Origin of the sequence: Oceanobacillus rekensis, from assembly GCF_002153375.1 — a bacterium.
GTDB classification, from domain to species: domain Bacteria; phylum Bacillota; class Bacilli; order Bacillales; family Amphibacillaceae; genus Oceanobacillus; species Oceanobacillus rekensis.
The window spans coordinates 210,217-234,762 of the sequence record NZ_MTBQ01000001.1; the positions used below are offsets into that span (position 1 = coordinate 210,217).

General features: G+C 36.6%; 28 protein-coding genes. 2 read left to right on the top strand and 26 right to left on the bottom strand.

Going from position 1 to position 24,546, the window contains the following annotated elements:
• The first annotated feature begins 69 nt into the window (after window positions 1-69).
• Entirely contained in the window at window positions 70-1,416 is a 1,347-nt protein-coding gene (locus BV906_RS01115) for an aspartate kinase (protein WP_087971633.1), read from the top strand.
• A 61-nt stretch (window positions 1,417-1,477) separates the two neighbouring features.
• Here BV906_RS01115 and spo0A read toward each other — a convergent pair whose 3' ends face one another.
• The 24 genes from spo0A to BV906_RS01235 all read right to left on the bottom strand — a co-directional run bounded on the left by spo0A (window position 1,478) and on the right by BV906_RS01235 (window position 22,161).
• Window positions 1,478-2,260: a sporulation transcription factor Spo0A gene (gene spo0A, locus BV906_RS01120; RefSeq protein WP_087971634.1), complete on the bottom strand. Its 783-nt coding sequence runs from the start codon at window positions 2,258-2,260 to the stop codon at window positions 1,478-1,480.
• Window positions 2,261-2,513: 253 nt separating this feature from the next.
• Window positions 2,514-3,737: a SpoIVB peptidase gene (spoIVB, locus tag BV906_RS01125; protein WP_245843787.1), complete on the bottom strand. Its 1,224-nt coding sequence runs from the start codon at window positions 3,735-3,737 to the stop codon at window positions 2,514-2,516.
• Window positions 3,738-3,979: 242 nt separating this feature from the next.
• Complete coding sequence (gene recN, locus BV906_RS01130) at window positions 3,980-5,683, bottom strand: DNA repair protein RecN (protein WP_087971635.1); 1,704 nt, start codon at window positions 5,681-5,683, stop codon at window positions 3,980-3,982.
• Between the two features lie 65 nt (window positions 5,684-5,748).
• Complete coding sequence (gene ahrC / locus BV906_RS01135; protein WP_087971636.1) at window positions 5,749-6,198, bottom strand: transcriptional regulator AhrC/ArgR; 450 nt, start codon at window positions 6,196-6,198, stop codon at window positions 5,749-5,751.
• A gap of 476 nt (window positions 6,199-6,674) precedes the next feature.
• Window positions 6,675-7,490 (bottom strand): TlyA family RNA methyltransferase, encoded by an 816-nt coding sequence (locus tag BV906_RS01140; RefSeq protein WP_087971637.1) that lies wholly within the window; start codon window positions 7,488-7,490, stop codon window positions 6,675-6,677.
• A 97-nt stretch (window positions 7,491-7,587) separates the two neighbouring features.
• Complete coding sequence (locus BV906_RS01145) at window positions 7,588-8,472, bottom strand: polyprenyl synthetase family protein (protein WP_087972149.1); 885 nt, start codon at window positions 8,470-8,472, stop codon at window positions 7,588-7,590.
• Window positions 8,473-8,474: 2 nt separating this feature from the next.
• On the bottom strand, window positions 8,475-8,705 hold the full coding sequence (locus BV906_RS01150; RefSeq protein ID WP_087971638.1) for an exodeoxyribonuclease VII small subunit: 231 nt from the start codon (window positions 8,703-8,705) through the stop codon (window positions 8,475-8,477).
• Window positions 8,695-10,050, bottom strand: coding sequence for an exodeoxyribonuclease VII large subunit (xseA, locus tag BV906_RS01155; protein WP_087971639.1), 1,356 nt, complete (start codon window positions 10,048-10,050; stop codon window positions 8,695-8,697). Before xseA ends, BV906_RS01150 begins: the two co-directional genes overlap by 11 nt.
• Window positions 10,043-10,900 carry a bifunctional methylenetetrahydrofolate dehydrogenase/methenyltetrahydrofolate cyclohydrolase FolD gene (folD, locus tag BV906_RS01160; protein WP_087971640.1) on the bottom strand — a complete coding sequence of 286 codons (858 nt, stop codon included), beginning with the start codon at window positions 10,898-10,900 and terminating at the stop codon, window positions 10,043-10,045. Before folD ends, xseA begins: the two co-directional genes overlap by 8 nt.
• A gap of 2 nt (window positions 10,901-10,902) precedes the next feature.
• The gene (gene nusB, locus BV906_RS01165) at window positions 10,903-11,295 is read right to left on the bottom strand and encodes a transcription antitermination factor NusB (RefSeq protein WP_087971641.1); all 393 of its coding nucleotides are present in this window, start codon (window positions 11,293-11,295) and stop codon (window positions 10,903-10,905) included.
• A gap of 146 nt (window positions 11,296-11,441) precedes the next feature.
• A complete protein-coding gene (locus tag BV906_RS01170) occupies window positions 11,442-11,837 on the bottom strand; it encodes an Asp23/Gls24 family envelope stress response protein (protein WP_087971642.1) in 396 nt (131 codons plus the stop codon).
• Between the two features lie 24 nt (window positions 11,838-11,861).
• Window positions 11,862-13,220, bottom strand: coding sequence for an acetyl-CoA carboxylase biotin carboxylase subunit (accC, locus tag BV906_RS01175; protein ID WP_087971643.1), 1,359 nt, complete (start codon window positions 13,218-13,220; stop codon window positions 11,862-11,864).
• 13 nt (window positions 13,221-13,233) lie between these two features.
• Window positions 13,234-13,734: an acetyl-CoA carboxylase biotin carboxyl carrier protein gene (gene accB, locus BV906_RS01180; protein WP_087971644.1), complete on the bottom strand. Its 501-nt coding sequence runs from the start codon at window positions 13,732-13,734 to the stop codon at window positions 13,234-13,236.
• Between the two features lie 281 nt (window positions 13,735-14,015).
• Complete coding sequence (locus BV906_RS01185) at window positions 14,016-14,567, bottom strand: SpoIIIAH-like family protein (protein WP_087971645.1); 552 nt, start codon at window positions 14,565-14,567, stop codon at window positions 14,016-14,018.
• A 12-nt stretch (window positions 14,568-14,579) separates the two neighbouring features.
• Entirely contained in the window at window positions 14,580-15,209 is a 630-nt protein-coding gene (gene spoIIIAG, locus BV906_RS01190) for a stage III sporulation protein AG (protein ID WP_087971646.1), read from the bottom strand.
• Window positions 15,206-15,823, bottom strand: a complete 618-nt coding sequence (spoIIIAF, locus tag BV906_RS01195; RefSeq protein WP_087971647.1) for a stage III sporulation protein AF — start codon at window positions 15,821-15,823, stop codon at window positions 15,206-15,208. Before spoIIIAF ends, spoIIIAG begins: the two co-directional genes overlap by 4 nt.
• A gap of 11 nt (window positions 15,824-15,834) precedes the next feature.
• Window positions 15,835-17,016: a stage III sporulation protein AE gene (gene spoIIIAE, locus BV906_RS01200; protein ID WP_087971648.1), complete on the bottom strand. Its 1,182-nt coding sequence runs from the start codon at window positions 17,014-17,016 to the stop codon at window positions 15,835-15,837.
• A 42-nt stretch (window positions 17,017-17,058) separates the two neighbouring features.
• Complete coding sequence (gene spoIIIAD, locus BV906_RS01205) at window positions 17,059-17,451, bottom strand: stage III sporulation protein AD (protein WP_087971649.1); 393 nt, start codon at window positions 17,449-17,451, stop codon at window positions 17,059-17,061.
• Between the two features lie 12 nt (window positions 17,452-17,463).
• Window positions 17,464-17,664 carry a stage III sporulation protein AC gene (spoIIIAC, locus tag BV906_RS01210; protein WP_087971650.1) on the bottom strand — a complete coding sequence of 67 codons (201 nt, stop codon included), beginning with the start codon at window positions 17,662-17,664 and terminating at the stop codon, window positions 17,464-17,466.
• A gap of 67 nt (window positions 17,665-17,731) precedes the next feature.
• Window positions 17,732-18,244, bottom strand: a complete 513-nt coding sequence (gene spoIIIAB, locus BV906_RS01215; RefSeq protein ID WP_087971651.1) for a stage III sporulation protein SpoIIIAB — start codon at window positions 18,242-18,244, stop codon at window positions 17,732-17,734.
• Window positions 18,189-19,166, bottom strand: a complete 978-nt coding sequence (gene spoIIIAA, locus BV906_RS01220) for a stage III sporulation protein AA (RefSeq protein ID WP_087971652.1) — start codon at window positions 19,164-19,166, stop codon at window positions 18,189-18,191. The genes spoIIIAB and spoIIIAA overlap by 56 nt, the downstream gene beginning before the upstream one ends.
• A 725-nt stretch (window positions 19,167-19,891) precedes the next feature.
• A complete protein-coding gene (efp, locus tag BV906_RS01225; RefSeq protein WP_087971653.1) occupies window positions 19,892-20,449 on the bottom strand; it encodes an elongation factor P in 558 nt (185 codons plus the stop codon).
• A gap of 24 nt (window positions 20,450-20,473) precedes the next feature.
• Window positions 20,474-21,535, bottom strand: coding sequence for a M24 family metallopeptidase (locus tag BV906_RS01230; RefSeq protein WP_087971654.1), 1,062 nt, complete (start codon window positions 21,533-21,535; stop codon window positions 20,474-20,476).
• A gap of 110 nt (window positions 21,536-21,645) precedes the next feature.
• Window positions 21,646-22,161, bottom strand: a complete 516-nt coding sequence (locus BV906_RS01235) for a YqhR family membrane protein (RefSeq protein ID WP_087971655.1) — start codon at window positions 22,159-22,161, stop codon at window positions 21,646-21,648.
• A gap of 310 nt (window positions 22,162-22,471) precedes the next feature.
• Between BV906_RS01235 and BV906_RS01240 the strand changes: the two genes are divergently transcribed.
• Window positions 22,472-22,843: an SA1362 family protein gene (locus tag BV906_RS01240; RefSeq protein ID WP_087971656.1), complete on the top strand. Its 372-nt coding sequence runs from the start codon at window positions 22,472-22,474 to the stop codon at window positions 22,841-22,843.
• A gap of 52 nt (window positions 22,844-22,895) precedes the next feature.
• Here the strand turns inward: BV906_RS01240 and BV906_RS01245 are convergent, their stop codons facing one another.
• On the bottom strand, window positions 22,896-23,795 hold the full coding sequence (locus BV906_RS01245) for a patatin-like phospholipase family protein (RefSeq protein ID WP_087971657.1): 900 nt from the start codon (window positions 23,793-23,795) through the stop codon (window positions 22,896-22,898).
• 233 nt (window positions 23,796-24,028) lie between these two features.
• Complete coding sequence (gene mntR, locus BV906_RS01250; protein WP_087971658.1) at window positions 24,029-24,451, bottom strand: transcriptional regulator MntR; 423 nt, start codon at window positions 24,449-24,451, stop codon at window positions 24,029-24,031.
• Window positions 24,452-24,546 lie beyond the last annotated feature (95 nt).

Genomic DNA, 24,546 nt, shown 5'->3' on the forward strand with positions numbered 1-24,546 from the left:
TTGTTATATTTTGATTATTTTTCTTGTTATGATATATTAGTAAAAAAAAGCGTTCAGGGGGATTCAGTAATGAAGGTTGCAAAATTTGGGGGAAGCTCCGTAGCAAATGCAGAACAGTTAGTCAAAGTAGGTAATATTATTAAAAACGACCCCAACCGAAAGTTCATCGTCGTATCTGCTCCAGGAAAAAGATTCAGTGGTGATACAAAAGTGACGGATATGCTGATTGGTTTAGGAAATGCCTATCATAGTGGTGTAGCCTATGAAGAACAACTAACAGCTGTAAAGAATCGGTTTAGTGAAATTATTGAAGAATTGAAATTAAATCAGTCTGTATTGGCAGACATCGAACGAAATATAAAATCAGCTTTAAGTGTTGAAGGTTCATTAGAAAGTAAAATGGATGCCATTAAAGCAATCGGTGAAGATAGTTCAGCCAAGATATTAAGTGCTTATCTCACCAATCAAGGAATACCTGCATTCTACACAAATCCTCAGGAGGCCGGGATTATCGTCAGTGACGAACCTGGAAATGCTCAAATTCTACCCGATAGTTTTGACAAAATCTATACACTCCGTGAAAAAGAAGGGGTATTTATTATTCCAGGATTTTTCGGCTATTCAACAGAAGGTAAGTTAGTAACATTCTCAAGGGGTGGATCAGATATTACTGGTTCCATTATAGCTGCTGGAGTAAAAGCAGAAATGTATGAGAACTTTACTGATGTTGATTCCGTATATACTGTTAATCCAAATATTGTAGCAAATCCTAAGGCAATTACTACCTTAAGCTATAAAGAGATGCGCGAACTATCTTATGCTGGATTTTCAGTTTTTCATGACGAAGCATTAATTCCTGCATTTAGAGAAAAGATACCTGTTTGCATAAAAAATACAAATAATCCGAAGGCACCAGGCACTTTAGTTGTTGCTGAAAAAGAGGCGAGTGAAAAATGTGTTGTTGGAATTGCTAGTGACACAGGTTTTTGCAGTTTATATGTAAGTAAGTTTTTAATGAACCGAGAAATTGGATTCGGTCGTAAACTACTGAATATCTTTGAGGATGAAGGGATTTCGTTTGAACATGCCCCATCCGGTATCGATGACATGTCCGTGATTTTCAGAGATAATAAATTTACTGCAGAAAAGGAGAATATTGTAGTAAATCGCATTAAAGAGGAATTACATGTTGACACAGTAAGTATTCATAGGGACCTGGCTGTTATCATGGTTGTTGGTGAAGGTCTTGTAAATACAATTGGTGTAGCGGAAAAGGCAACTTCAGCATTTGCAAAAGCAAATGTAAATATTGAAATGATAAATCAAGGTTCATCTGAAGTATCCATGATGTTTGGTGTTAATGCCTCTGACATGGACAAAGCAATTAGATCGCTTTATACATCATTTTTTGAATAAGGTATTTTTAAAAAGAAAAAATATTACTGTGTACACTTTCAGTAATATTTTTTCTTTTTAATCAGCTTACTCGGTGTTCCAGTCGCAATCGATCTGCAACCATCGCAATAAATTCACTGTTTGTTGGTTTTGCTTTTGAAATATTAATTGTGTAACCGAATAAGGCTGAAATAGAATCGATGTTTCCCCTGCTCCATGCAACTTCAATTGCATGACGAATAGCTCTTTCCACACGAGAGGCTGTCGTGTTGAACTTTTTGGCTATATCTGGATAAAGTACCTTTGTTATGGAGCCAAGCAGTTCAATATCGTTATAAACCATTGTGATGGCTTCCCTCAAGTACATATACCCTTTTATATGTGCTGGTACACCGATCTCATGAATGATATTGGTGATATTTGCTTCCAAATCGTGTTTCTTTCTTGCAACCTGAGTTGTTTTATTGGCGTTAGGGCTTGTTATCGTATTACCTCCTCGCACCTGTCTTACCTGATCTGCCAGATTATCCATATCAAATGGCTTTAAAATAAAATAAGAAGCTCCGAGATCCACTGCTTTTTTCATTACCTCTTCCTGACCAAAGGCAGTTAGCATAATCACGTTTGGTTTATTTATTTTATCCATTGTTCGCAATGTATTTAAAACCGCCAACCCATCTATATGCGGCATAATGATATCTAAAATTAAGACGTCCGGCTCTTTCTGTTCTAACATAGTGATACAATCCCTACCATTATAAGCTGTACCAATGACTTCTATATCAGCCTGTTCTTCAAAATAATCCTCCATTAACTGTATCAATTCACGGTTATCATCAACTAAACATACTGAGATTTTATCCAATATTGCTCCTCCTTTTGCTGCTATCCTCTTTACCTATTCTACAAAAACTGTAAATATCCTCTTTTTTATTGAAAAACATTAGGTTTTTTTTATATTCCTTTAATTATCTTTATTTTTCTACTGTTTTCGATAATATTCGATATCCTTAATTTAAAATGTCGAAAAATATTCACAAGTTCATTATACCAAATAGTTCAAAAATTACCAATAGAAAAATGCTTGTAATGGATATATTTTCCATCACAAGCAATTATCATGCTGCTCTTTCATTTTCTTTTGTGGCTACAATACCTGCATCCTGTAACATCCATTCTATATGGACTCCATAACCTGAAGTTGGATCATTTACAAAAACATGTGTTACAGCGCCAATCACCTTGCCATTTTGTATTATTGGACTTCCGCTCATTCCTTGAACGATTCCACCAGTACGTTCCAGTAATTCTTCATCTGTTATTTGAATAACCATCCCTTTGGTGGCTGGGTATTTTTGTGGAACACTACTTACTATTTCTACATCAAATTCTTCAATCTTTTCATCTTCAACAACAGTGAGGATTTTTGCCGGTCCTTCTTGTACTTCATGGGAAAGTGCCACTGGTAGAGGCTTATCTAATTTTTCCTTTTTCATTTTTTCTTTGAGTGTTCCGAATATCCCATAGGGTGTATTTTTAATGATGGTACCAATTTTATCTTCTTCAATTGAAAACTTTGCCTGTTTTTCACCTGGTACGCCATTATTTCCTTTTTCAATCGATGTTACCGAGGAATTGACAATTGTACCATTATTTATCTCTATAGGTTTTTTCGTGTCCATATCAGAAATAATATGGCCTAAGGCACCATACTTTTTAGATTCAGGATCATAAAATGTCATCGTACCTATACCGGCAGCAGAATCACGAATATACAATCCAATCTTATATTCATTTGCTTTTTCATCAAGTACTGGCTGAAGGGACGTTTTTAGTGTTTCGTCTCCCCGCTTTATCGTTAAATCAATTTTATGATGATCTTGTCCTGCTTTTTCTACATAGGATTTAATCTCGTCCATACCTTTTACAGGATCGCCATTGATTTTTAAAATGACGTCTCCAACATTTATTTTTGCTTCCTCTCCAGGTGAGGCAGTTCCTTCATTTCCATTCACTAAATGATGGCCAACTACGAGGACTCCGAGGGTACTTAATTTAACACCGATAGATTGTCCTCCTGGAATAACACGAATATTACTTAAATCGGTGCTACTTCCCTTTTTCACCGCAGCTGTTTCAACCGTTTTATTCATTATTACATTTTCTTTATTTAGCATGTTGATTGGAAGTCCGGATTGATTATGAATTGCCTTCTCGCCTTGTACAGCGCTTATCTGTCCTGTTCCAAAGTGAAAAATGGAAAACACAGTCAAAATGACAAAAAATACATGTAATCGCGAGAAGTTAACATTTCTCTTTCTTTTCTTTTTCAATCGAATCACTCTCCTCCTCCCAACCCCACCACATATCTCAATTTCTGTACACTTAATTTGACCTAGATAGGCATAAATTAAACTGGAGAAACCTATGATATATGTGTATCATTTCCTTTTATATTTAAAGAAGATCATGTATAAACATATTTCTAACTTTAGTTCCCTAAAAAAGGACTTACTAATAATGTTAAAAAAGGAAAACAAAAAAACCGGTTACTATATTTTCCGGTTTTTTGAGAATTTTATCCTTATTTATTTGATTTAAATGCGGATGCAAGTTCGAGCATTTCTTTTGCATGTATTTTCGCCGTTTCTGTCAGCTTCGTTCCTGTAATCATTCTGCTCAATTCATCAACTTGTTCGTTTTCTGTCAGTTCTTTTACATTTGTAGAAGTTCGCTTATTTTTTTCGTTTTTTTCAATGAATTTATGTGTATCTGCCATTGCGGCGACTTGAGGAAGATGTGTAATACATAATACTTGAGAATCCTTTGAAATTTGATAAATCTTTTCGGCTATCGACTGCGCAACCCTTCCACTCACCCCTGTATCGACTTCATCAAATATAACACTCGTCACGCCTTGATGTTTTGAAAATATTTTTTTCAAGGCGAGCATAATTCTTGATAGTTCCCCACCAGATGCAACCTTTGTTAGTTCTTTCAATGGCTCACCAGTATTCGTAGAGATTAAAAATCGAATATGATCAAAGCCATTTTTATGAAGTTTTGGGATTGCTTCTGATTTATCCTCATCAAATGCAATTGAAAATGCAGCTTTCTCTAAATAAAGTCCTTTTAATTCTTTATATATTTCCTTCGTTAATGAATCGGCTGCTTTTTTTCTAATATCATGTAGATGTGCCGCTTCCAATAATGCGTCTTTTTCAATTTCTTCCATTTGCTCTTGTAATAGTGACAAATGGGAGTCCTTATTTGTAATTTGTTCCATTTCTTCCTCTATTCTTGCCATGTACTCCAAAATTTCATTAACTGTACTTCCATATTTCTTCTTTAACCGATTTATTTCATTTAGTCTGGATTCAATTTCATTTAAACGTTCTGGATTAAACTGCAGATTGTCCATCTGATTTCTTAAATCATATGTTAATTCTTCAAGAATAAAATAGTGATTGGACATATTTTCTGCCTTTTCGGCTATAAATGGATCATAATTACTATTATTCTGTAACGCGAGTTGAGCTTGGTTTAGCCATTCGAGCCCTTTTTGTTCACCGTATAACGCATTATAAGCATCATGTAGAGCTGTATGAATACGCTCGAAATTTGCAAGTGATTTTCTTTCATCCTCAAGTAACTCATCTTCATTTGGAGATAAATTTGCCTGGATAAGTTCATTCATTTGGAATTCGAGTAAATCAATACGATGAGCCATTTCTTGCTCATTATCATTTAATTTCTGATACCGTTTTCTTAAACTTTCCAACTTACTATACAGCTTTGTATATTCCTCTTTTGCCTTGGAGATTTTTTTCGGTTCATACATATCCAGAAAGTCTAAATGGTTATCACTATTCATTAATGATTGTGTCTCATGCTGACTGTGGATATCAATTAATGTTTTTCCAAACTCCCTCAAGATTGCAAGCGTCACGAGCTTACTGTTAACTCTGCATATGCTTTTGCCTGAAGCAGTAATGGTCCGCTCGAGTACAACTTGTTCATCCTGTATTTCTATTCCATATTGTTTCCCTGTTGTATAGATTGGATGGTTTTTATAATCAATACTAAACAAGCCCTCAATCTCAGCCTTTTTAGCTTTATGTCTGACGTATTCCGCAGATCCCCTGCCGCCTGCCAATAATTGAATGGCGTCGATGATAATTGATTTTCCTGCACCGGTTTCTCCTGTTAAAACCGTCAGTCCTTCATTAAATGTAATCGCTGTCTCATCAATAATAGCAAAATCACGAATAGATAATTCTGTAAGCACAGTTATTTATCACCCCAAACTTTTAAAATTCGATATGTCTTTTTACCGAGCTTTTTAAGCTTCTTTTATAGCATGCCGATAAATCGATTTTGGATTTCTTCAGCATGTTCCGGTGTTCGGCAAATAATTAAGCAAGTATCATCGCCACAAATGGTTCCCATAATTTCCGTCCAATCAAGATTATCAATGAGAGCTCCGAGTGCTTGAGCATTTCCGGGGAGCGTTTTTAATATAATAAAATGACTTGCATGTTCAATTTTCACAAAGGCATCGACAATTAAACGTTTTAGTTTTTCAAGAGGATTGAAACGTTGATCTGCAGGCAGGCTATATTTATACTGTCCTGCTACTGTAGGAACTTTAACAAGCTGAAGCTCTTTGATGTCTCTAGAAACTGTTGCCTGTGTTACATTGTATCCAAGCGATTTTAAATGATAGACAAGCTCATCCTGTGTTTCAATAATATTTTCAGTTATTAGTTCGCGAATTTTAATATGGCGCTGAATTTTACTCAACACGGCACCTCCTTATGTTCATTAAGCCCTTTGCAACCATCTTTTATCTCGCTTAGGCTATTTTTTAGAAAGTGGGACTGTGGTCTCGTCCCACCGAATAATTGTTGTTTATGCACAAAATCTATAAAACGGGGAAGTAACTACTGCTATAAGTAAGTGCTTTTCCCGCAGGAGTCACCGCCCACAGCGATGCCGGACTGGTGAAGTGTACGCATGCTATTTCATTTATTAGCAAGTAGTACAAGTAATTGTCAGTAACCATCAAACCAGCTCAGGGAAATATAAGAAGACTCCTGCGGGAAGAGAGGCATAGGTGAGACCCTGAAATGCGTCAGCATGAAGGGGCTCAAGCCGCCCGCGGAAAGCGAAGTATATTTCCGTGAGCGTCGCCGAAGTTTCTTATTTAGTTCGCACTCTATCTCAACTTTGTGGATAACAATACAAAAAAATAAAAAATATCTAAGCGCCTTTGCTAATTACTTATTCAATAATCGGTGGGCCTCTTCCACGGTTTCCTCAATGTCTATTTGTATTGATTCATTAGATACATCTTCTTTCATCCATCCGAAATGTGCGAGGAATTCAATATTCCCTTCTCCTCCTGTTATTGGGGAATACGTGAGATTCATTAAAGAATACCCTTCCTTCTCGGCAAGCATAACAACTCGTTTTAAAACGTCTATATGGACCTTTTTGTCCCTGACAATACCCTTATTACCTACCTGTTCTTTCTTGGCCTCAAATTGTGGCTTAATTAAAGCAATGATATCACTGTCCTGTGATAAAAGTTCTTTTAGTACCGGTAAAATTAGTTTTAATGAAATAAAGGAAACGTCAATTGATGCTAGATCGGGAACACCCATTTTTAACATATCTGGTGTAACATGACGGAAATTCGTTCGTTCCATAACGATTACCCTGTCATCGTTTCTCAATTTCCAATCCAGTTGATTATAACCAACATCGATTGCATAGCTTAAACGGACTCCATTTTGAAGGGCACAATCGGTAAAACCACCTGTTGAAGAACCTACATCGATAAAGGTTCGATTGATTGTAGGAATAGCAAAGTATGTTAATGCTTTTTCAAGCTTTAATCCCCCACGCCCAACATAGGGAATTTCTTTTGTTTTGACAGATAATAGAGTGTCTTCATCTATTTTCATGCCCGGTTTATCAAGTCTCATTTGTTCAGAAAAAACTAAGCCTGCCATAATGACACGCTTTGCTTTATCCACATTTTCGACTAGGTCCTTTTCGACTAATAGTTCATCAAGTCTTTTTTTACTCATCTGAAGTATCCTTTTCTAAGAACTTTTTTACATTGACGGGAAAGACAAGGAAGGCTTTTGCCAATAAAACTTAGTGGTAGCTTTATTTTCCTGAATTTTAGTGATCCCTATTACTGAAATAATCCGTTAAACCCATTAAATTTGATGCTTGTGCATCCGCATGTAACAACGCAAGTTTTGCTTTCTCTACATATAATTCTTTTCGATTGATAGCTCCCTCTAAACCTAATAGTTTCGGATAGGTGCTCTTTCTATTCAGCTCATCGCTGCCAACCGGTTTACCTATCTTTTCCTGTTCACCAGTTACATCTAAAATGTCGTCTTGCACTTGAAATATGAGACCTAGATAGTATGCAAACTCCGTTAGATGTTTTAACTGCATATCTGTTGCTTTACCCAAATATGCCCCAGTATAGATAGCAAATTTCAAAAGCTCACCCGTTTTTAATGTATGGATTTGTTCCATTGCTTCCAATGAAACAGGTTTATCTTCTGCTTCCATATCAAGAATCTGTCCACCAACCATTCCTTTTGGTCCACTACAAGTGGAAAGCCTGTTTATAATAGTTACTTTCTCCTTGTCGTTCAGTAATGGATCGTTAGCAATTATCTCAAAGCTGTATGTCAATAAAGCATCACCTGCAAGTATTGCTGTAGCTTCATTATATACTTTATGATTCGTTAATTTACCTCGGCGATAATCGTCATCATCCATTGCAGGTAAATCATCATGTATGAGTGAATATGTATGAATCATTTCCAGTGCGATCGCCGATGAAAGTACTTTTTGAATGTCATGATCATATACTTCATAGCTTGCAAGCAATAGGACCGGACGAAGCCTTTTGCCCCCTGCTTCCAATGAATAAAGCATGGACTCCTTTAATTGAACTGGAATATCCAAGTTTTGCAGATAGCGCTGATACTCTTTTTCAATCTTTTTTTTATAGTTATCAATATAGTCCAAAAGATTTGCTTTCACGTTCATTCTTCCCCCTGTACATCAAAGGCTTCTAATTCACCTTGCTCATTCATAATTTTTGTCATTTTTTCTTGGACATTTTTTAGCTTATCCCCACAGATTTTTGAAAGTTCCATACCATCCTGGTAATAGTTGATCGCTTTTTCCAAAGGCACATCACCCTCTTCAAGCTTGGATACGATGGTTTCCAATTTTTCCATTGCTTCCTCAAAGGATATGTCTTCATTTTTCATTTGGTTGCTCCTCCTCAATCGATAAGACCTCACAATTTAGATTTCCATCACTCAAATTAACGGTTATCATTTCTTTTTGTTTTACCTTTTTGACGGATTTTATAATTTTTCCTTCAGACGTAAAAGGTAGAGCAAAACCGCGTTTCATGATTTCCAGCGGATTTACTAATGTTAATTTATCGATGTTGTTCGCTAATTTGACGGATTTTTTCTCTATTATTTGTGCCATGGAATGATTCTGTTGTTTCATCATCTTGTTTAAATTTATATTTGCCTGTTCTAGCTGCTTGGCAGGGTGCTGTGAAGCAAGCCTTTTGAATAAGTGTGTAAAAGCTGTTTCAGTTTCTTTATAGTTTTGTGAAAAGCTACGATGCAGCTGTTCCAGATAGTTGTCCAATTCTTGCTCTTTTTGTTTAAGTAATTGTTCAGGATATCGGAATGCATAAGATTGCAATAAACGTGCAAAATATTGTTGGTGATTGTTGATTTCACGATTGATATCCCTCGTAAGTGTTTTTCTAAGGACGGTAATTCCGTCCAACAATTCCATTCGAGATGGTACCGCAAGCTCTGCAGCCCCTGTTGGAGTGGGTGCACGCAAATCTGCAGCAAAGTCACTGATTGTAATGTCTGTTTCATGTCCCACGGCAGAAATTATCGGTATTTTTGAATTAAAAATGGCTCTTGCTACTATTTCCTCGTTAAAACTCCATAACTCCTCAATGGATCCCCCACCACGACCGACAATAAGTGTATCAAAATCCCCTTTATGGTTTGCCATCTCAATTGCTTCTTGAATGGACGTAGTGGCTTGTGGACCTTGGACAAGTACGGGAATAACAGTTATGGAGACGATGGGATATCTTCGTTTAATCGTTGTAATGATATCTCTTACTGCAGCACCAGTAGGAGAAGTGATTACCCCGATATGTTCCGGAAATACTGGTATTTGTTTTTTATGAATATCGTCAAATATGCCTTCTTTATGTAATTTTTCTTTTAACTGTTCGAAGGCCAAATAAAGTGCACCAATACCATCGGGCTCCATTTGTTGAATATAAAGCTGATATTGTCCATATGCTTCATATACACTAATTTCACCCTTAATTAGCACATTCATGCCATTCTCAGGCCTGAATTTCATGGATCGATTATTCCCTGCAAACATTACAGCTTGAATTTTTGCCTGATCATCTTTAATTGTCATGTACATGTGTCCACGGCTATGATGCTTGAAATTAGAAATCTCGCCTCGCAGCCATATCGTTCTAAGATGTGGATCGGTATCCAGCTTCCGTTTTATATACCTTGTCAGTGCTGTAACCGTTAAGTACTTTTCATTCAATTCCTGACAGTCCTTTGGCAGCTTTAATCGTATTTTTTAGAAGCATCGTTATTGTCATCGGTCCGACACCTCTTGGAACTGGTGTAATATAGGATGCTTTTTCTTTAACATTTTCAAAATCGACATCCCCAGTAAGTTTACCATCGGCTTTCCTGTTAATTCCTACATCAATAACAACGGCACCATTTTTCACATAATCAGCAGTAATCGCATTTTCTTTTCCGATTGCTGCTATTAAAATGTCCGCATTTGCAGCTATTTCTTTCATGTTTTTTGTTTTTGAATGACAATACGTTACAGTCGCATTTTCGTTCAGGAGAAGTTGTCCTACAGGTTTTCCGACAATATTACTTCGACCAATTACAACTGCGTGCTTACCTTCTATGTCAATATTTTTTGATTTCAGCATCGTTATGATTCCATAAGGCGTGCATGGTAAAAAAGTATCTTCTCCAGTCATCATTTTCCCGATATTGCTTGGATGAAAACCATCGACATCTTTATCCGGATGAATTGCTTCAATAACCTGTTGTTCCCTGATTTGGTCGGGTAGTGGAAGTTGAACCAATATACCATGAACAGAATTGTCTTCATTTAATTCGTTAATAAGTTGAAGCAATTCAGCTTCACTTGTTGCCGATGGTAATTCAATTAGCGAGGAAGAGATACCCGTTATCTCAGCTGCTTTTTCTTTTCCTTTAACATAAGATTTCGATGCAGGATTATCACCAACCAATACGACTGTTAAGTGTGGTGTCAAGCCTTTTTTCTTTAATTCCTCTACTTCTACTTTCATTTCCTGTTTTAGCTCCGCAGATAATTCTTTTCCGTTGATTAGTTGTGCTGTCATAATTAAGCATCCCCTTTATGTAATATGTTTGATAATACCCCGTTGATAAATTTCCCAGACTTGTCATCGCCATATGTATTACCTAGTTCCACTGCTTCATTGATGGATACATTTTTAGGTATTTCTTCGACATAATAAAGTTCAAATGTAGCAATTCTTAAAATTGTTTTCTCAACAGAAGCAATGCGATTTATTGTCCAGTTTTTAAGATTATCCGATATAACTGAATCAATCTTTTCTTTATGCTCAGTAACACCCTCTACCAGCATCTTTAAAAAATCATCGTTTTCCTCCGATTCCAGAAATGCTTCGATTGCCTGCTGTGGTTCATTGTCATTTATGTCCAGTTGAAAAAGTATTTGAAATGCCTTTTCTCTTGCTGTATGTCGGTTCATTATTTTTAAACTCCTTTAATAACCATAGTTTGCTCTTACAAATAATAACATGATTGACATGGCATTGCTAGAAACTATCCACCTGGAGAATGAAAAGAATAAAGCACAGACCATGGGGAAATCCGGTCTGTGCAACATCATTGTTTTTACTCTTCTGCCTCAGCGTAGTCTTTACCCTCCAAGTGTATTCCGACTACATGGACATTTATTTCTAGCAATTTAATAGCTGTCATCGTTTCCAATGTCTGTCTAATATTGGTTTGGAGCTCCTGGGCAATCTGTGGAATGGATACACCAAACTTTAGAATGACGTATATATCAATAGTAACCCCTTCATCCGTAAGTTCAACTTTTACACCTTTACTATGTGCCTTTTTACCAAAACGCTCTGCTACATCGGAAGCAAAGTTACCCCGCATTGCATAAAGGCCATCTACTTCTGTAGCGGAAATCCCAGCAATAACTTCGATAACTTCAGGAGCAATTTCCACTTTTCCTAAAGCAGTGTTATCACTTACTTCTAATAAAGGTTGTTCACTCATGATATCACTCCTTTTAACGTTGGTTTACATTTCTTTTTCGAGAATTGGATTTTCTTCTAAGAAATTTGTATTAAAGTCACCATCTAAAAATACTTCGTGTTCCATAATTAAATGATGGAACGGTATGGTCGTATGGACGCCTTCAACAACAAACTCACCAAGTGCACGTTTCATTCTCTTTATTGCTTCTTCCCTTGTCGGAGCATACGTAATCAATTTAGCAATCATCGAATCGTAATAGGGAGGTATTTTATAGCCTGAATATGCTGCAGAATCAACCCTGACACCAAGACCACCAGGTGGCAAGTACATAGTAACCTCTCCAGCAGAGGGCATAAAGTTCTTAAATGGATTTTCTGCATTAATTCTACATTCAATTGCCCATCCATTAAATTCTATATCTTTCTGTTCAAAAGATAGTTGCTCACCATTTGCAATTCGGATTTGTTCTTTGATTAAATCAACGCCAGTAACCATCTCAGTTACTGGATGTTCCACTTGGATACGAGTATTCATTTCCATGAAATAAAATTCCTTGCTATTTCTGTCAAAGATGTACTCGATTGTGCCTGCACCTACATAATTCACAGCCTTGGCCGCGTTAACCGATGCCACACCCATTTTTTCGCGTATATCAGGTGTTAGGGCTGGTGATGGGGTTTCTTCGATAAGTTTCTGTAACCTTCTTTGTATTGTACAATCTCTCTCACCAAGATGGATTGTATTACCAAATTGGTCAGCTAGAACTTGAATTTCCACATGTCTGAAGTCTTCAATGAATTTTTCAATATAAACTCCAGGATTGCCAAACGCTGTCTCTGCTTCTTTTTGTGTTACTTGGATCCCTTTAATTAGCTCCTCTTCAGACCTTGCAACACGAATCCCTTTTCCTCCACCGCCTGCAGTAGCTTTTATAATAACCGGGTATCCTATCACTCGCGCAACTTCAATCGCCTGATCTTCATTTTCTATAATTCCGTCAGATCCAGGAACAATTGGTACGTTTGCTTTCTTCATAGTTTCTCTAGCGACATCTTTTATTCCCATTTTTTGTATTGCTTCAGGGGTTGGACCAACAAAAGTAATATTACATGCTTTGCATATTTCCGCAAAGTCGGCATTTTCAGCCAAAAACCCATAACCTGGATGGATGGCATTGACTCCTGTCAAAGTAGCAACACTAATTATATTTGTGAAGTTCAAATAGCTGTCTTTACTTAGTTTTGGCCCAATACAATATGCTTCATCCGCCAACTTAACATGTAAGGATTCTCTATCTGCTTCTGAATAAACAGCTACAGTTTCAATATCCATCTCCTTGCAAGCTCGTATAATACGAACTGCAATCTCACCCCTGTTAGCTATTAAAAGCTTTTTAATCACTTGCTCCATCCCCTTACTTTTTCTTTACTCGGAATAATGGTTGGCCATATTCTACAAGCTCACCATTTTCTACCATGATTTCTACGATTTCACCAGATGTTTCTGCTTCTATTTCATTAAATAACTTCATTGCTTCTACAATACATACTACCGTATCTGCTTCAACAGAACTCCCTACAAAAACAAATGGACCTTTTTCAGGGGAGGATGCAGTATAGAATGTACCTACCATCGGGGAAACTATTTCAAAATCATAGTTAACACTGCTGGTTTTCTCTTCATTATTTAATTTTGCATCTGATTGAGTCTTTTCAGGGTGTGTTTGTACTGGTTTTTTTTCTTCTTGTTTAACCAGTTGTTCAACCTCTATTTCTGTAGTTGCTTTTTGGAACTTTCCCTGATTGCCGCCCTTTTTCAGTGAAACACTTGTACCATTTGTTTCGTACGTAAACTCAGATATACTTGATTGATCAATAAGTTTAATGATTTCTCTAATTTCCTGAACTTTTAACATTTCCGGCACCCCTCTTGAATTTAAAAATTTTATATGAATATAACTTTCTTATTGAAATTATTATTAGGTACTAATAACTCCTCTTAATATATTACGATAAAACAATATAGCACTTCAAGTCTGCTTATTCATATTTGTCTTCTAAGTATTAATTTCAAGTCAATTATATCAGTATTACTGCAGGATTGCGAATAGTAACGAAGGGACGAATAAACCCAGACGTAGCTACGTCTGGGTTTATTCGTATATTATAGAGACCTTTTTATATTAAACTGCTACTGTCACTTACCAGTTGGCTGATAGTTTACTTCCGCGGTAATTTCTCCAAATTCATCTCGAACCATTTGCATAATATTCGCTACTTCTGTATTGGAAAGTTGATCTGCTTTTACATGGACATGAACTTTTTCGCCATCCGATCTGACCAGCACATCTTGGTATTCTGTTGCCCCAATGATCTGTTCTTCAAGAATAGATTCTTTTGTTGATAGTTCATCCAATAAATCAATATCTTCTATAGCTTGTTCCTTTTCCCCTGTGTCTGTGGAGGCTGAAGCTACAATATCTGTTAACCGATCTTTTTTCATGCTTCTATCATCTTGTATCTCCATTCTTATCGTTGTAAATAATTCATCCTTTCCCAGGTTTGAAATATCATTTACTTCGGCATCAGTTGATTCCTGTTCACCTGTAGTAGTAGTTTCTTCTGTATCTACTTGTCCATCGTCAATGAACGCCAGATCTTCACTGTTTGGCGAAATGATATAATAAACACTTAGAACTATCATCAGACTCAACATTGTCAATAGCCACACGGTTTGTTTTTTTAACATTTTTATTCCTCCTTAATTTTTTGGCATTACAGAAATTTTATGTGTTGGAGCATCAAGAACTCGTGAAACAGCTTCAATTACCTGATTTTTAAGTGCGGGATGATCCACCCCATTTGCAACGACAAATACTCCTCTAATTTCTGGTTGTTTGGTTTGAACCAATAGCGGAACTTCCTGGTCTCCTTTTCGGACAAGGACTACTTGATTTTCTTCGGTATGATCTTCAATTTTCCTTGTTCCCCCATTTGTATCATTTTCGTCTGTAGTTTGCTTGCCCTTGATTAGGTTTTTTTCATAAACTTTTGCACTTGTTGCATCAAGATTTACCATTACCTCCGTTTCGGATACCCCTTGTATTTTATTAAGCATCTGTGAAAGTTCTTGCCCCAAGCTGTTTTCCAGCTCATTTATATCAGAAGCAGATGGTTCTGCTGAATTGTTGTCAGCCGGTAATGACTGTTGAACTTCATTTTGAGACTGCATGATTTTGTCTGGTTCCTCTTCTGATGAAAAGATATTGCTGATAATGATGAGAAAAACTCCAGTCAGTCCCAGTATAAGTAGATATCCAAACTTTTTTGATGGTGGCTTTTCACCATCCTCTTTTTTTGGTCGAAAGAAATAATCTAATTTTTTCTTCAAGACGCCCCTCCCTCCCAATAAATAGATACTTTCTTATCTGTCAGCTCCCATACTTCCATTAATAAAGTTTCAATTTCTGAGACATCCTCCACTGGATTCTCTTGATGACGCTTTGAGTTAATGACTACATCTTCAACCTTATTCACCGCTCCTTCCCCGTTTTGTGCTTCATCTATATAAACAATGACTTCTGTTAGCTCCTCGAATGAAATATTCTCAGTATCATTAAAGATAAAATCCATCGTTGTTATCTCGACCTGATATTCTTCCTTCAAGGGATCCCCTGCTAGAGCTTTCAGTTGGACAGCCATTTGTTCTAAAATATATGCATGTTGACCGCTCTGTATTTCTTTTTTTTGAAATTCAATCTGATTTTCTAATTCTTCATCCGATTTTAATTCCTGTTGCAACTCGTTAATCGACGTTTCAATTGACTTTTCAATATCTGTATTAAATACATGGAAAATGGGTTCTAAAAGAATTAAAATCAAAATCAGCCCTACAACTAATTTGACATATTTCTTCATGGTGTCTGCAGGTACTAGCAAGTCAACGATGGAAGCAATAATAATAAATAATATAATTTGTGTTACCCATTGGATAATGATTTCCACTCGAACTCACCCTATTTCAGCAGGATTGTTATATTACTGGCGGCAATAATAATGACAATGGCCAATAAGAACATTAATGAAACAACGAGCAGACAAGCAAGTACATACAAAATGTAAGTACTTATTGTGTTCAATGTTGAAATAACAGGTCCGCCACCGATTGGCTGCAGAATAGCAGCAGCCAGCTTATAAATGAAGGCAATTGCAGCAATTTTTATGGCTGGAAAAATAACGATTAACAAAATAATAAATAATCCTGCCATACCAACAGCATTTTTAAGAATCAAGGAAGCACTTAGAATTGTATCTGCAGCATCTGTGAACGTCCTCCCAACTACAGGTATAAAGTTACCCGTAATAAATTTTGCTGTTTTCATTGCAATACCATCTTGAACAGCTGCTGCCGCACCCTGGACGGAAATTACACCGAGAAAAATAGTCAAAAAAATGCCAAGCGTTCCTAATCCTATCGACTTAAACATATTTGCCAGATGGGTAACTTTATAATTATCATTGATACTGCTGACAATCAGAAGTAAGGCAGATAAAAATAATAAAGGTAAAATAAAAGACGAGACAAGAATCCCACTGAAATTGATCAGAAAGATAATAATTGGGTGAAAAAATGAAACAGAAACCACATTACCAAAAGTCGCCATCATACCGAGAACAAGCGGAAGCAGTGCAATCATAAATCCTTTCATTGCATTTATCGCATCCTGTGTATAAGAAACCGCCAAATAAAAGCTATTAAGTGCGAGAAATATTAGTACAAGATAGATAACAAAATAGGCAATTTTACTCACTGCATTATGTTCAAATGCAGTGTGCATCGTTTGAAGAACAACTGAAAATAAAGTCAGCATCAATAGTGAACCAAGAAGCTTGCCATTTAAGATAAGTTCATGAAACAAATATTCCAAAAATGCAATCGCTGTATTTTTTATAGAAAAAGACTCTTGGTTTTTTACATATTCATATATACTTGATTTTTCTAAATCAGGTAGAAATCCTCCGTAATCTGTGACAAGCTGATCCCAATATGCTTGTACACCATCAAGTGATATTTCCTGGAGGATGGCATCTTCAATATCTTGTTCATCGTTGGCAGTAGAGGCAAAGATGATAGGTTGTCCACTTATAATAAATATAATCGTAAGAAAAAATATGATAGCATGCTTAGTTGATCTCATTCACCCCGCTTACTCCCTTCAGACTTGATTGCTTCTGACTCTCTATACAGATGGTAAGAAACTTATGATAGCTTCTATCACAGAAGTAATGATTGGAACGGCCAACAAGAGTATAAAAATTTTCCCCGCAAGCTCAATATACTTGGCAACAGAACTAAGTCCAGCATCCTTTGTTAGGTTTGCACCTAATTCCGCAATATATGAAATTCCAATGATTTTAAGAATTGTTTCCATATAGAGTCCTTTAATATTCGCCTTTTGACCCAGTGTCTGTATCATTTCAAAAATAATACTTATTTGATTGATGATGGCAAGAAATATAATAATCCCAGTAACTAGAATCAGGGTAAAGGCAAATGACTTGTTAATTTCTTTTAAAATAATATATAAAATACTTGCTAGTACACCTAATATAGCAATCTGCAGGATATCCATATACGTTAGCTCCTAGAACAGAAATACTGATTTAATCTGCTGAAAAAGATCTGAAAGTCCATTTACTACGATGACAAGCACAATAACAAAACCAATTAATGTAGCAAATTGAGCAATTTCCTCCTTTCCCATTTGCTTCAGGATCGTATGAATCAATGCTACTATTATTCCTATTCCAGCAATCTGGAAAAGAACGGATGCATCGGTAAACATGAATATGCTCCTTTCACTTGCCCATTTCCATTGCTATACTCTAATAATTTAACTTGTTTTAAAAAACTTAGATAAGAAGCAATACAATAAATATCCCACTTAATACACCTAGGCTTTTTGCCACTTTTCCATATTTTTGATAATTATCCAACGCCTCTTCCAGCTCTCTGTCCAAGTGTACGTTCGTCAGTTGGATATGCTTTTGCTGTTGATAAATATCATGTTGTCCCAATGTTCTGCCAAATTGCATCAAAATTTCCTTTTCACTATCGTTCATGTTGGAATCCTTCACCAATTCATCCACCTTCCGTTCCCAAAGGCTGAAAAAATCAAATTGCTCTTCTTGCATCTCCATGCCTAATGCGGAAAAAAAGGACTTGATTGGATTCGGTATTTTTTTGGACACGGAAACAAATGCATCTGATAGGGGTGCTTGACTGTAAACAATTTCAGCTTCCAAGATGAGGAGTGCACTTTTCAATTGCCGAATTTGTTTAGGACGTTTTGTCAGACGATTACTCCAGTCAAAGCCGATCATGGTGGCTGTGCTTATTAAAAGTAGTGCTCCAATCCACTTCATCTGTCACACACCCCATTTTCTGTAACAGTTGATTTTCATTTTGATCAAAAATCTTCCCAACTTGACCAGGCTTTCCTTGTTTGTCAAGGACGATAAAACGATCGAATATTTGTTGTTCAAAGACTGGTTTTAGTGATGGACGTTTTTTCAACTCCATCATATCCCGACCGTGAATGGTACATATCACCGTGACACCTGTATTAACAGCTTCCATCAATGCACTAATGTCTTCCCGACTACCAATCTCATCCACCACCATAACTTCTGGTGACATAGACCTAATTAGCATCATCATACCTTCTGCTTTTGGACAAGCATCTAATACGTCAGTGCGTATTCCTAGATTATGTTGGGGAACGCCTTTTAATGATGCTCCAATCTCTGACCGTTCATCAACTACACCAACTTTTTTTGCGGCTATATTTCTTGTTCCACTAGCAATCAGTCGGGTTAAATCCCTTATCAGAGTCGTTTTCCCTGTTTGCGGAGGGCCTATAATCAGTGTATTCAAGTATTTTTGATGGAACACATGTGGGAGAATCAATGATGCAGAGCCAATTTTTTCTTTTGCTATCCGGATATTAAAGAATGTGATATTTTGGATTGCTTTAACTTTACTATCGGAAGTAATCACTTTTCCCGCAATACCAACTCTATGTCCACCTTCAACCGTTATATAACCCTCTCTTAGTTCGTCTTGCATTCGATATAAAGAAAACTCACTAAGTTGGTTGATTAAATACATTCCTTCATCATTCTTTGGTATAATCGTTTGCAGCCATTCCACCTTATCATCAAATATTAATTCCACTGGGTGGTATAACCGAATACGAATCTCTTGTAAAAATTGCCATCTGTCACCGATTTTTAATCGTATGGCCTGTCTCATTTCGCTCGGAAACAAACGCATAATCTCGTTCATTTGGATACCCTCACTTTTTTAGTCCAGCTTTATAGTAAATGTATGTTGGAAGAGGTAATTTATGACTCATTGAAATGAAGTTCTTTCACTTATATGAGTGGATATGGGGTATTTATCTTTAAAGGCTGTTCTCGATAGTTGTTATCTGTTTCGAAGTTGAGACAAAGTGCGAACTAACCGTTGGCTGTTTTCCAAAGAATTGTTCTTTTATCCGGGATCGCTCCGGGCGGATGCGGACCTTAGGGCACGGCCTCAGCCCCGAAGAGAAAACCACTCTTCGGGGCTGAGGACACGTGCTGTTCCCGCAGGAGTCACCGCCCTCCGCTCACCCGGACTGGTGAGGCTATAGGATACTATTTTAGCTATTTAGCTAGTGCAGGTAATTGTCAGCAATCTTCTTACCAGCTCTGGGAAATATACGGAGACTCCTACGGGAAGAGAGGCATAGGTGAGACCCTGAAATGTGACAGCATGAAGGGGCTCACCAGCCGCCTTAGGATGCGCGAAGTATATTTTCCAGAGCGGTCGCCGAAGTTGCTTATCTTAGTTCGCACTTTATAGAAATTGCGAAGGGAAGAGCGCAACAAATCTTTTCGATTGTCGAGTAGTGCGGAGTCCCAAATCTTATCGGCGGGGCGAGTAACTGTAGTCTCAAAGTCAGCAAAAATGTTTTTAATCAAAAAGAGCAGCCCTACGATTAGGACTGCTTCTAGAGAAGTATTCGATTAGGCTCTGGATACATATTTTCCATCAGATGTATTGATAACTAGTACATCACCCTGATTAATAAAGAATGGTACTTGTACTGTATGGCCTGTTACGAGGGTTGCCGGTTTTGATCCACCACTAGCAGTATCCCCTTTAATACCAGGTTCCGTTTCCACTACTTCTAATTCAACGTTAGTTGGAAGATCAACACCAAGAATCTCACCACCATAGCTGATCACATGGACTTCCATGTTTTCTTTCATAAATTTCAATTGCTCTTCAATCTGGCTTGTTTGAAGTTCGATTTGTTCGTATGTGTTTGTATCCATAAATGCATGTGCATCACCTGAAGCATACAAATATTGCATTTTATTATTTTCGATATGTGCTTTGCCTACTTTTTCGCCACCACGGAAAGTTTTTTCCTGAATGTTACCATTACGCAAATTACGAAGTTTCGAACGAACAAAAGCCGCACCTTTCCCAGGTTTTACATGTTGGAATTCCAGTACTTGCCAAATATCGTTATCCACTTCAATGGTCAATCCCGTTTTAAAATCGTTAACTGAGATCATGTTAATTCCTCCCTTATCTGAAAATTAAAGTTGTATCAATTCTTTTGGAGCAAAGGTTAATCGTTCATTACCGTTATCTGTAATGACAATATCATCTTCAATTCTGCAACCACCCAGACCATTAACATAGATGCCAGGTTCAACTGTAACGACCATTCCTTTTTCAAGAATCTTATCTGAACGATAGGATAATCCCGGTCCTTCATGTACTTCCAGACCTAATCCATGTCCTGTGGAATGCCCGAAATTTTCCCCGAAACCTTTTGCCTTAATATAGTCTCTTGTCAGTGCATCTGCTTCTTTACCTGTTAACCCAGGCTTTATTCCGTTCACTCCAAGAAGATTTGCCTCTAATACTATATCATAAATTTCTCTCAATTCATGCGGAATTTCTCCAACAGCGACTGTTCTTGTAATATCCGAACAGTATCCCTGATAAAGTGCACCGAAATCCAATGTTACCAGTTCACCACGTTGAATTTCCTTTTCGGATGCCACACCATGTGGAAATGCGGAGCGGATTCCTGAAGCAACAATCGTATCAAAACTGGAAGATGTTGCTCCCTGCCTGCGCATGAAAAATTCCAGTTCATTGGAAACTTCAATTTCTTTTACACCTGGCTTAATGAACGACTGGATATGAACAAACGCATCATCAGCTATTTTTGCTGCCTTCTTCATAATGCCTAGTTCGTCATTTGTTTTAATTAATCGAATTTCTTCTACGATTCCACTAACAGGCACCAATTCAACATCGAAACTTATCTTGTAATTTTCATACTGGGAATAGGTCACATAATCTTTTTCAAATCCGAGGCGTTTAATACCCAATTCTTTAAGTTGATGAGCTATCTCTGCTTCAATCGATTGTTTATGCTCGATAACAGAAAAATTCTTTGCTTGCTCGGCAGCTTGTTCAGTATACCTAAAATCGGTAATGAATGTAGCATCTTTATCGGAAATTAAAGCTACTCCAGCTGACCCTGTAAAGCCAGTAACATATCTTCTGTTAATTGGACTAGTAATCAGAATTGCATCCATTTGATTTAATTCTAACGTGTTTCTTAACTTTTTAAGTTTATCCATATCCCCACTTGTCCTCTCCTTACCAATAGTTGCTACTTCTGTTATTTTCTGTGTTTAAGTGTATCATAAATGAACAAGCTTGAATATTTTATTCATTTAATAGCAATCAATTAGGCTTCTTTTGCCTTTTTCAAATCCCTCATTTTCATATCATGATAATCATAAGATATGGAATAGCCAATAAACGTACCATAAAGTATAAATAAACATAGGGTAGATATGATTGTGTTGTATGTTAAATCAATAAGTTGTGGTATATTAGTGAAAATGGGTTGCGTAAGATAAAAAATAATTACCCATAAAATCACACCATACAATAAACCCATCCACATGGAGTTAATTTTCCTGAATAAGCTATAATAGATCAAAGCTGCGACCATGGATATAACACCAGCCAATAGGATTGCTATAATAACACCAAGCCATCTGTCAGTCCATGATGCATCCAGCCATGATTTTAAGAGGAACGACTTTGGAGCCACTTCACTGAAGTTAAAATAATACATTAAGCTACCGATGCTACTCCATAAAATCCCTCCAATAAAACCAGTCACTAATGCCCGTGAAAAAATAGATAACTGTTCTTCAGTCTTACCTTGATTAGATTTTTTCTTTTCTGTCTTCATCTAAATGCACCTCCATTCCATATTATGACCAAACACTTAAAAACAAATTACAACTATCTGTTCAATCAAGTGAAAATAGTAGTTCACGATTGAATAATTTAGTAGAATAGAAATATAATATCCCTAAGATTGATAATTGCTCTTCGAAAATGAGAAAATATTCATTTGCATTGAATAATATATGTAATCACTGGAAACAATTTTAGATAGATAGGTTTTATTGTGGAATTCAGATATAAAAGTCCTGTTTAGTGGTATACCATAAGTATAGGCATAAAAACGATTAGAGAATTTGAAAAGGAGGAATCTTATGGGACGCGGTAAATTTTCCATTATTATTTATTTAATAATTGGTTTCGCAGGTATCGGCTTGATTTCGCAGCTTTTTGGCAATACAGTAAACTTCTTGATCAGTATTCTTCTAATGGTGGCCGTCGGTGCAGGAATATTTGGTTTAATTCACTTTTTTGTTCTGCGAAAAAGAGGTCCTTCAAATATGAACGAAATGAAAAAATACAAACAGGCAGTTAAACAATCAAAGACAAAATATAAGCAACCAAAACAATCAGCAACCTCCACGAAGACAGTAATTCCAGAAAAGAAAAAGCGAAGTAAACGTGCATCCCATTTAAGAGTCATTGAAGGTAATAAACAAAAAGGAAAAGACCGGGCTTCTTTTTAAGAAGTAGGGTCTTTTCCTTTTTATTTATAACAATATCAATATAGTCCTTTTTCTATCTACTCCATTTTTTTAAGAAATCAGATGCAGATTCTTTTCCTTCCTGAATTAGATTTTCTCTTGTTTTTTCTGATATATGGAAATTAACAGCACCAGTGTTTTGGACTGGGACAAATAGTATATTTTGTTTCTCGTTTTTGGATATATATCTGGAGTCATGTGCCTGTTTCATAGTAGAAAACAGCGCCTGAAACATGTCTAATGCATTTTTAATATCTCTTGGCCCGATTCCTTCTTTGGCCACATCGGTTAATTTTATTCCAAGTAGCGGTCTTTGTTTTGTTTTTCCACTTCTATTATTATCAAAAATCCACAACGGAAAATTACTTAATAATCCCCCATCAACCATGATACTCTTTTTTTTATACTTGCCGGGCATCTGTTTAGGCATGAAAAAGAAAGGAAATCCAGCACTCATCCTAACTGCTTTGGCAACCGGAAAAAGATCTGGTTGGATACCATAAACTCTTTCAAGATCATCTGGTATGATAATCAGCTTACCTAAAGAAAGATCACTGACAACTACTTTCAGATACCCAGATTTAATATCATGAAAGGTATGGATGTTTTTACTTGCCAGGGCAGTTTCAAGCCATCGTTCCAGTTTATCCCCTTTATTTATGCCGAGCATGTGATAGAGGAATAACCACTTGGTGAATGGGAGTAATTTCGTTAGAACGGGGGGATCAACTAGTTGCTCCAAATCAAGCTGGCTGATTAATCCCTCAATTTCTTCCACCTCAAACCCAGCAGCAATAAAAGACGCTACAATTGCTCCTGCAGATGTTCCGGCTACACGTTCCAATTTCAGATTTTGTTCTTTTAAGCTTGCAAGCACACCAACATAAGCAAATGCTTTAACTCCCCCACCCGAAAACACAGCGTCAATTTTCATAGGTTCGCTCCCAATGCAGTTTTTGTCTTTCAACGTAAAGAAATGTTAGAAAACTAAGTCCTTCGACAAGCTCTCACGGCGAAAGTATTCGATGCACTTAGCCGGTTTCCTTTAAAAAAATTATGCTTTTATATGAACACAAAAAAATTAATCTACTATATATGTAGGCTGATTGTTGCTCGATTAGAACTAATAATTGAAAAACCATACAATTATCGTTGTATGGTATCATATCACTCTTTTTTATTGTCTTCAGCTATTTTTTTTAATTCTTCAACTCTACTATTATCTGTTTTAAAATAGTTCACTAGATCTCCAATTCGGTCTATTGAATTCCAGCTCAGATGATGCTCGATGCCTTCTACATCCTCATAAATATTTTCTTCTTCCACGCCAATGATACCAAGAAATTCTTCAAGTAATTCATGTCTGAAAACTAAACGTTCCCCAATTTTCTTACCCTTAGCAGTAAGGACGAAACCTCTGTATTTTTCATAATCTAAATAGTTATCTTTATCCAGCTTTTGGACCATTTTTGTTACCGAAGATGGATGTACCTCTAAAGCTTCAGCAATTGAGGATACACGGGCATACCCTTTAGATTCCATGAGGTTGTAGATTTGTTCTATATAATCTTCCATGCTTGGTGTAGGCATAAGATATCTCCATTCAAGAATATTTTTTATCTAATGCAAAACTGTTTCTCTACTTTGAGAATACATGAAAGTCAACTTCAACTCAAATTATTTAA

Excerpts from the sequence above, each read along its gene's own strand:
- BV906_RS01115 (WP_087971633.1), top strand. The coding sequence starts at position 70 with ATGAAGGTTGCAAAATTTGGGGGAAGCTCCGTAGCAAATGCAGAACAG.
- BV906_RS01140 (WP_087971637.1), bottom strand. The coding sequence starts at position 7,490 with ATGAGTAAAAAAAGACTTGATGAACTATTAGTCGAAAAGGACCTAGTC.
- BV906_RS01150 (WP_087971638.1), bottom strand. The coding sequence starts at position 8,705 with ATGAAAAATGAAGACATATCCTTTGAGGAAGCAATGGAAAAATTGGAA.
- folD (WP_087971640.1), bottom strand. The coding sequence starts at position 10,900 with ATGACAGCACAACTAATCAACGGAAAAGAATTATCTGCGGAGCTAAAA.
- nusB (WP_087971641.1), bottom strand. The coding sequence starts at position 11,295 with ATGAACCGACATACAGCAAGAGAAAAGGCATTTCAAATACTTTTTCAA.
- BV906_RS01170 (WP_087971642.1), bottom strand. The coding sequence starts at position 11,837 with ATGAGTGAACAACCTTTATTAGAAGTAAGTGATAACACTGCTTTAGGA.
- accB (WP_087971644.1), bottom strand. The coding sequence starts at position 13,734 with ATGTTAAAAGTTCAGGAAATTAGAGAAATCATTAAACTTATTGATCAA.
- BV906_RS01185 (WP_087971645.1), bottom strand. The coding sequence starts at position 14,567 with ATGTTAAAAAAACAAACCGTGTGGCTATTGACAATGTTGAGTCTGATG.
- spoIIIAE (WP_087971648.1), bottom strand. The coding sequence starts at position 17,016 with ATGAGATCAACTAAGCATGCTATCATATTTTTTCTTACGATTATATTT.
- spoIIIAD (WP_087971649.1), bottom strand. The coding sequence starts at position 17,451 with ATGGATATCCTGCAGATTGCTATATTAGGTGTACTAGCAAGTATTTTA.
- spoIIIAC (WP_087971650.1), bottom strand. The coding sequence starts at position 17,664 with ATGTTTACCGATGCATCCGTTCTTTTCCAGATTGCTGGAATAGGAATA.
- spoIIIAB (WP_087971651.1), bottom strand. The coding sequence starts at position 18,244 with ATGAAGTGGATTGGAGCACTACTTTTAATAAGCACAGCCACCATGATC.
- spoIIIAA (WP_087971652.1), bottom strand. The coding sequence starts at position 19,166 with ATGAACGAGATTATGCGTTTGTTTCCGAGCGAAATGAGACAGGCCATA.
- efp (WP_087971653.1), bottom strand. The coding sequence starts at position 20,449 with ATGATCTCAGTTAACGATTTTAAAACGGGATTGACCATTGAAGTGGAT.
- BV906_RS01230 (WP_087971654.1), bottom strand. The coding sequence starts at position 21,535 with ATGGATAAACTTAAAAAGTTAAGAAACACGTTAGAATTAAATCAAATG.
- BV906_RS01235 (WP_087971655.1), bottom strand. The coding sequence starts at position 22,161 with ATGAAGACAGAAAAGAAAAAATCTAATCAAGGTAAGACTGAAGAACAG.
- BV906_RS01240 (WP_087971656.1), top strand. The coding sequence starts at position 22,472 with ATGGGACGCGGTAAATTTTCCATTATTATTTATTTAATAATTGGTTTC.
- BV906_RS01245 (WP_087971657.1), bottom strand. The coding sequence starts at position 23,795 with ATGAAAATTGACGCTGTGTTTTCGGGTGGGGGAGTTAAAGCATTTGCT.
- mntR (WP_087971658.1), bottom strand. The coding sequence starts at position 24,451 with ATGCCTACACCAAGCATGGAAGATTATATAGAACAAATCTACAACCTC.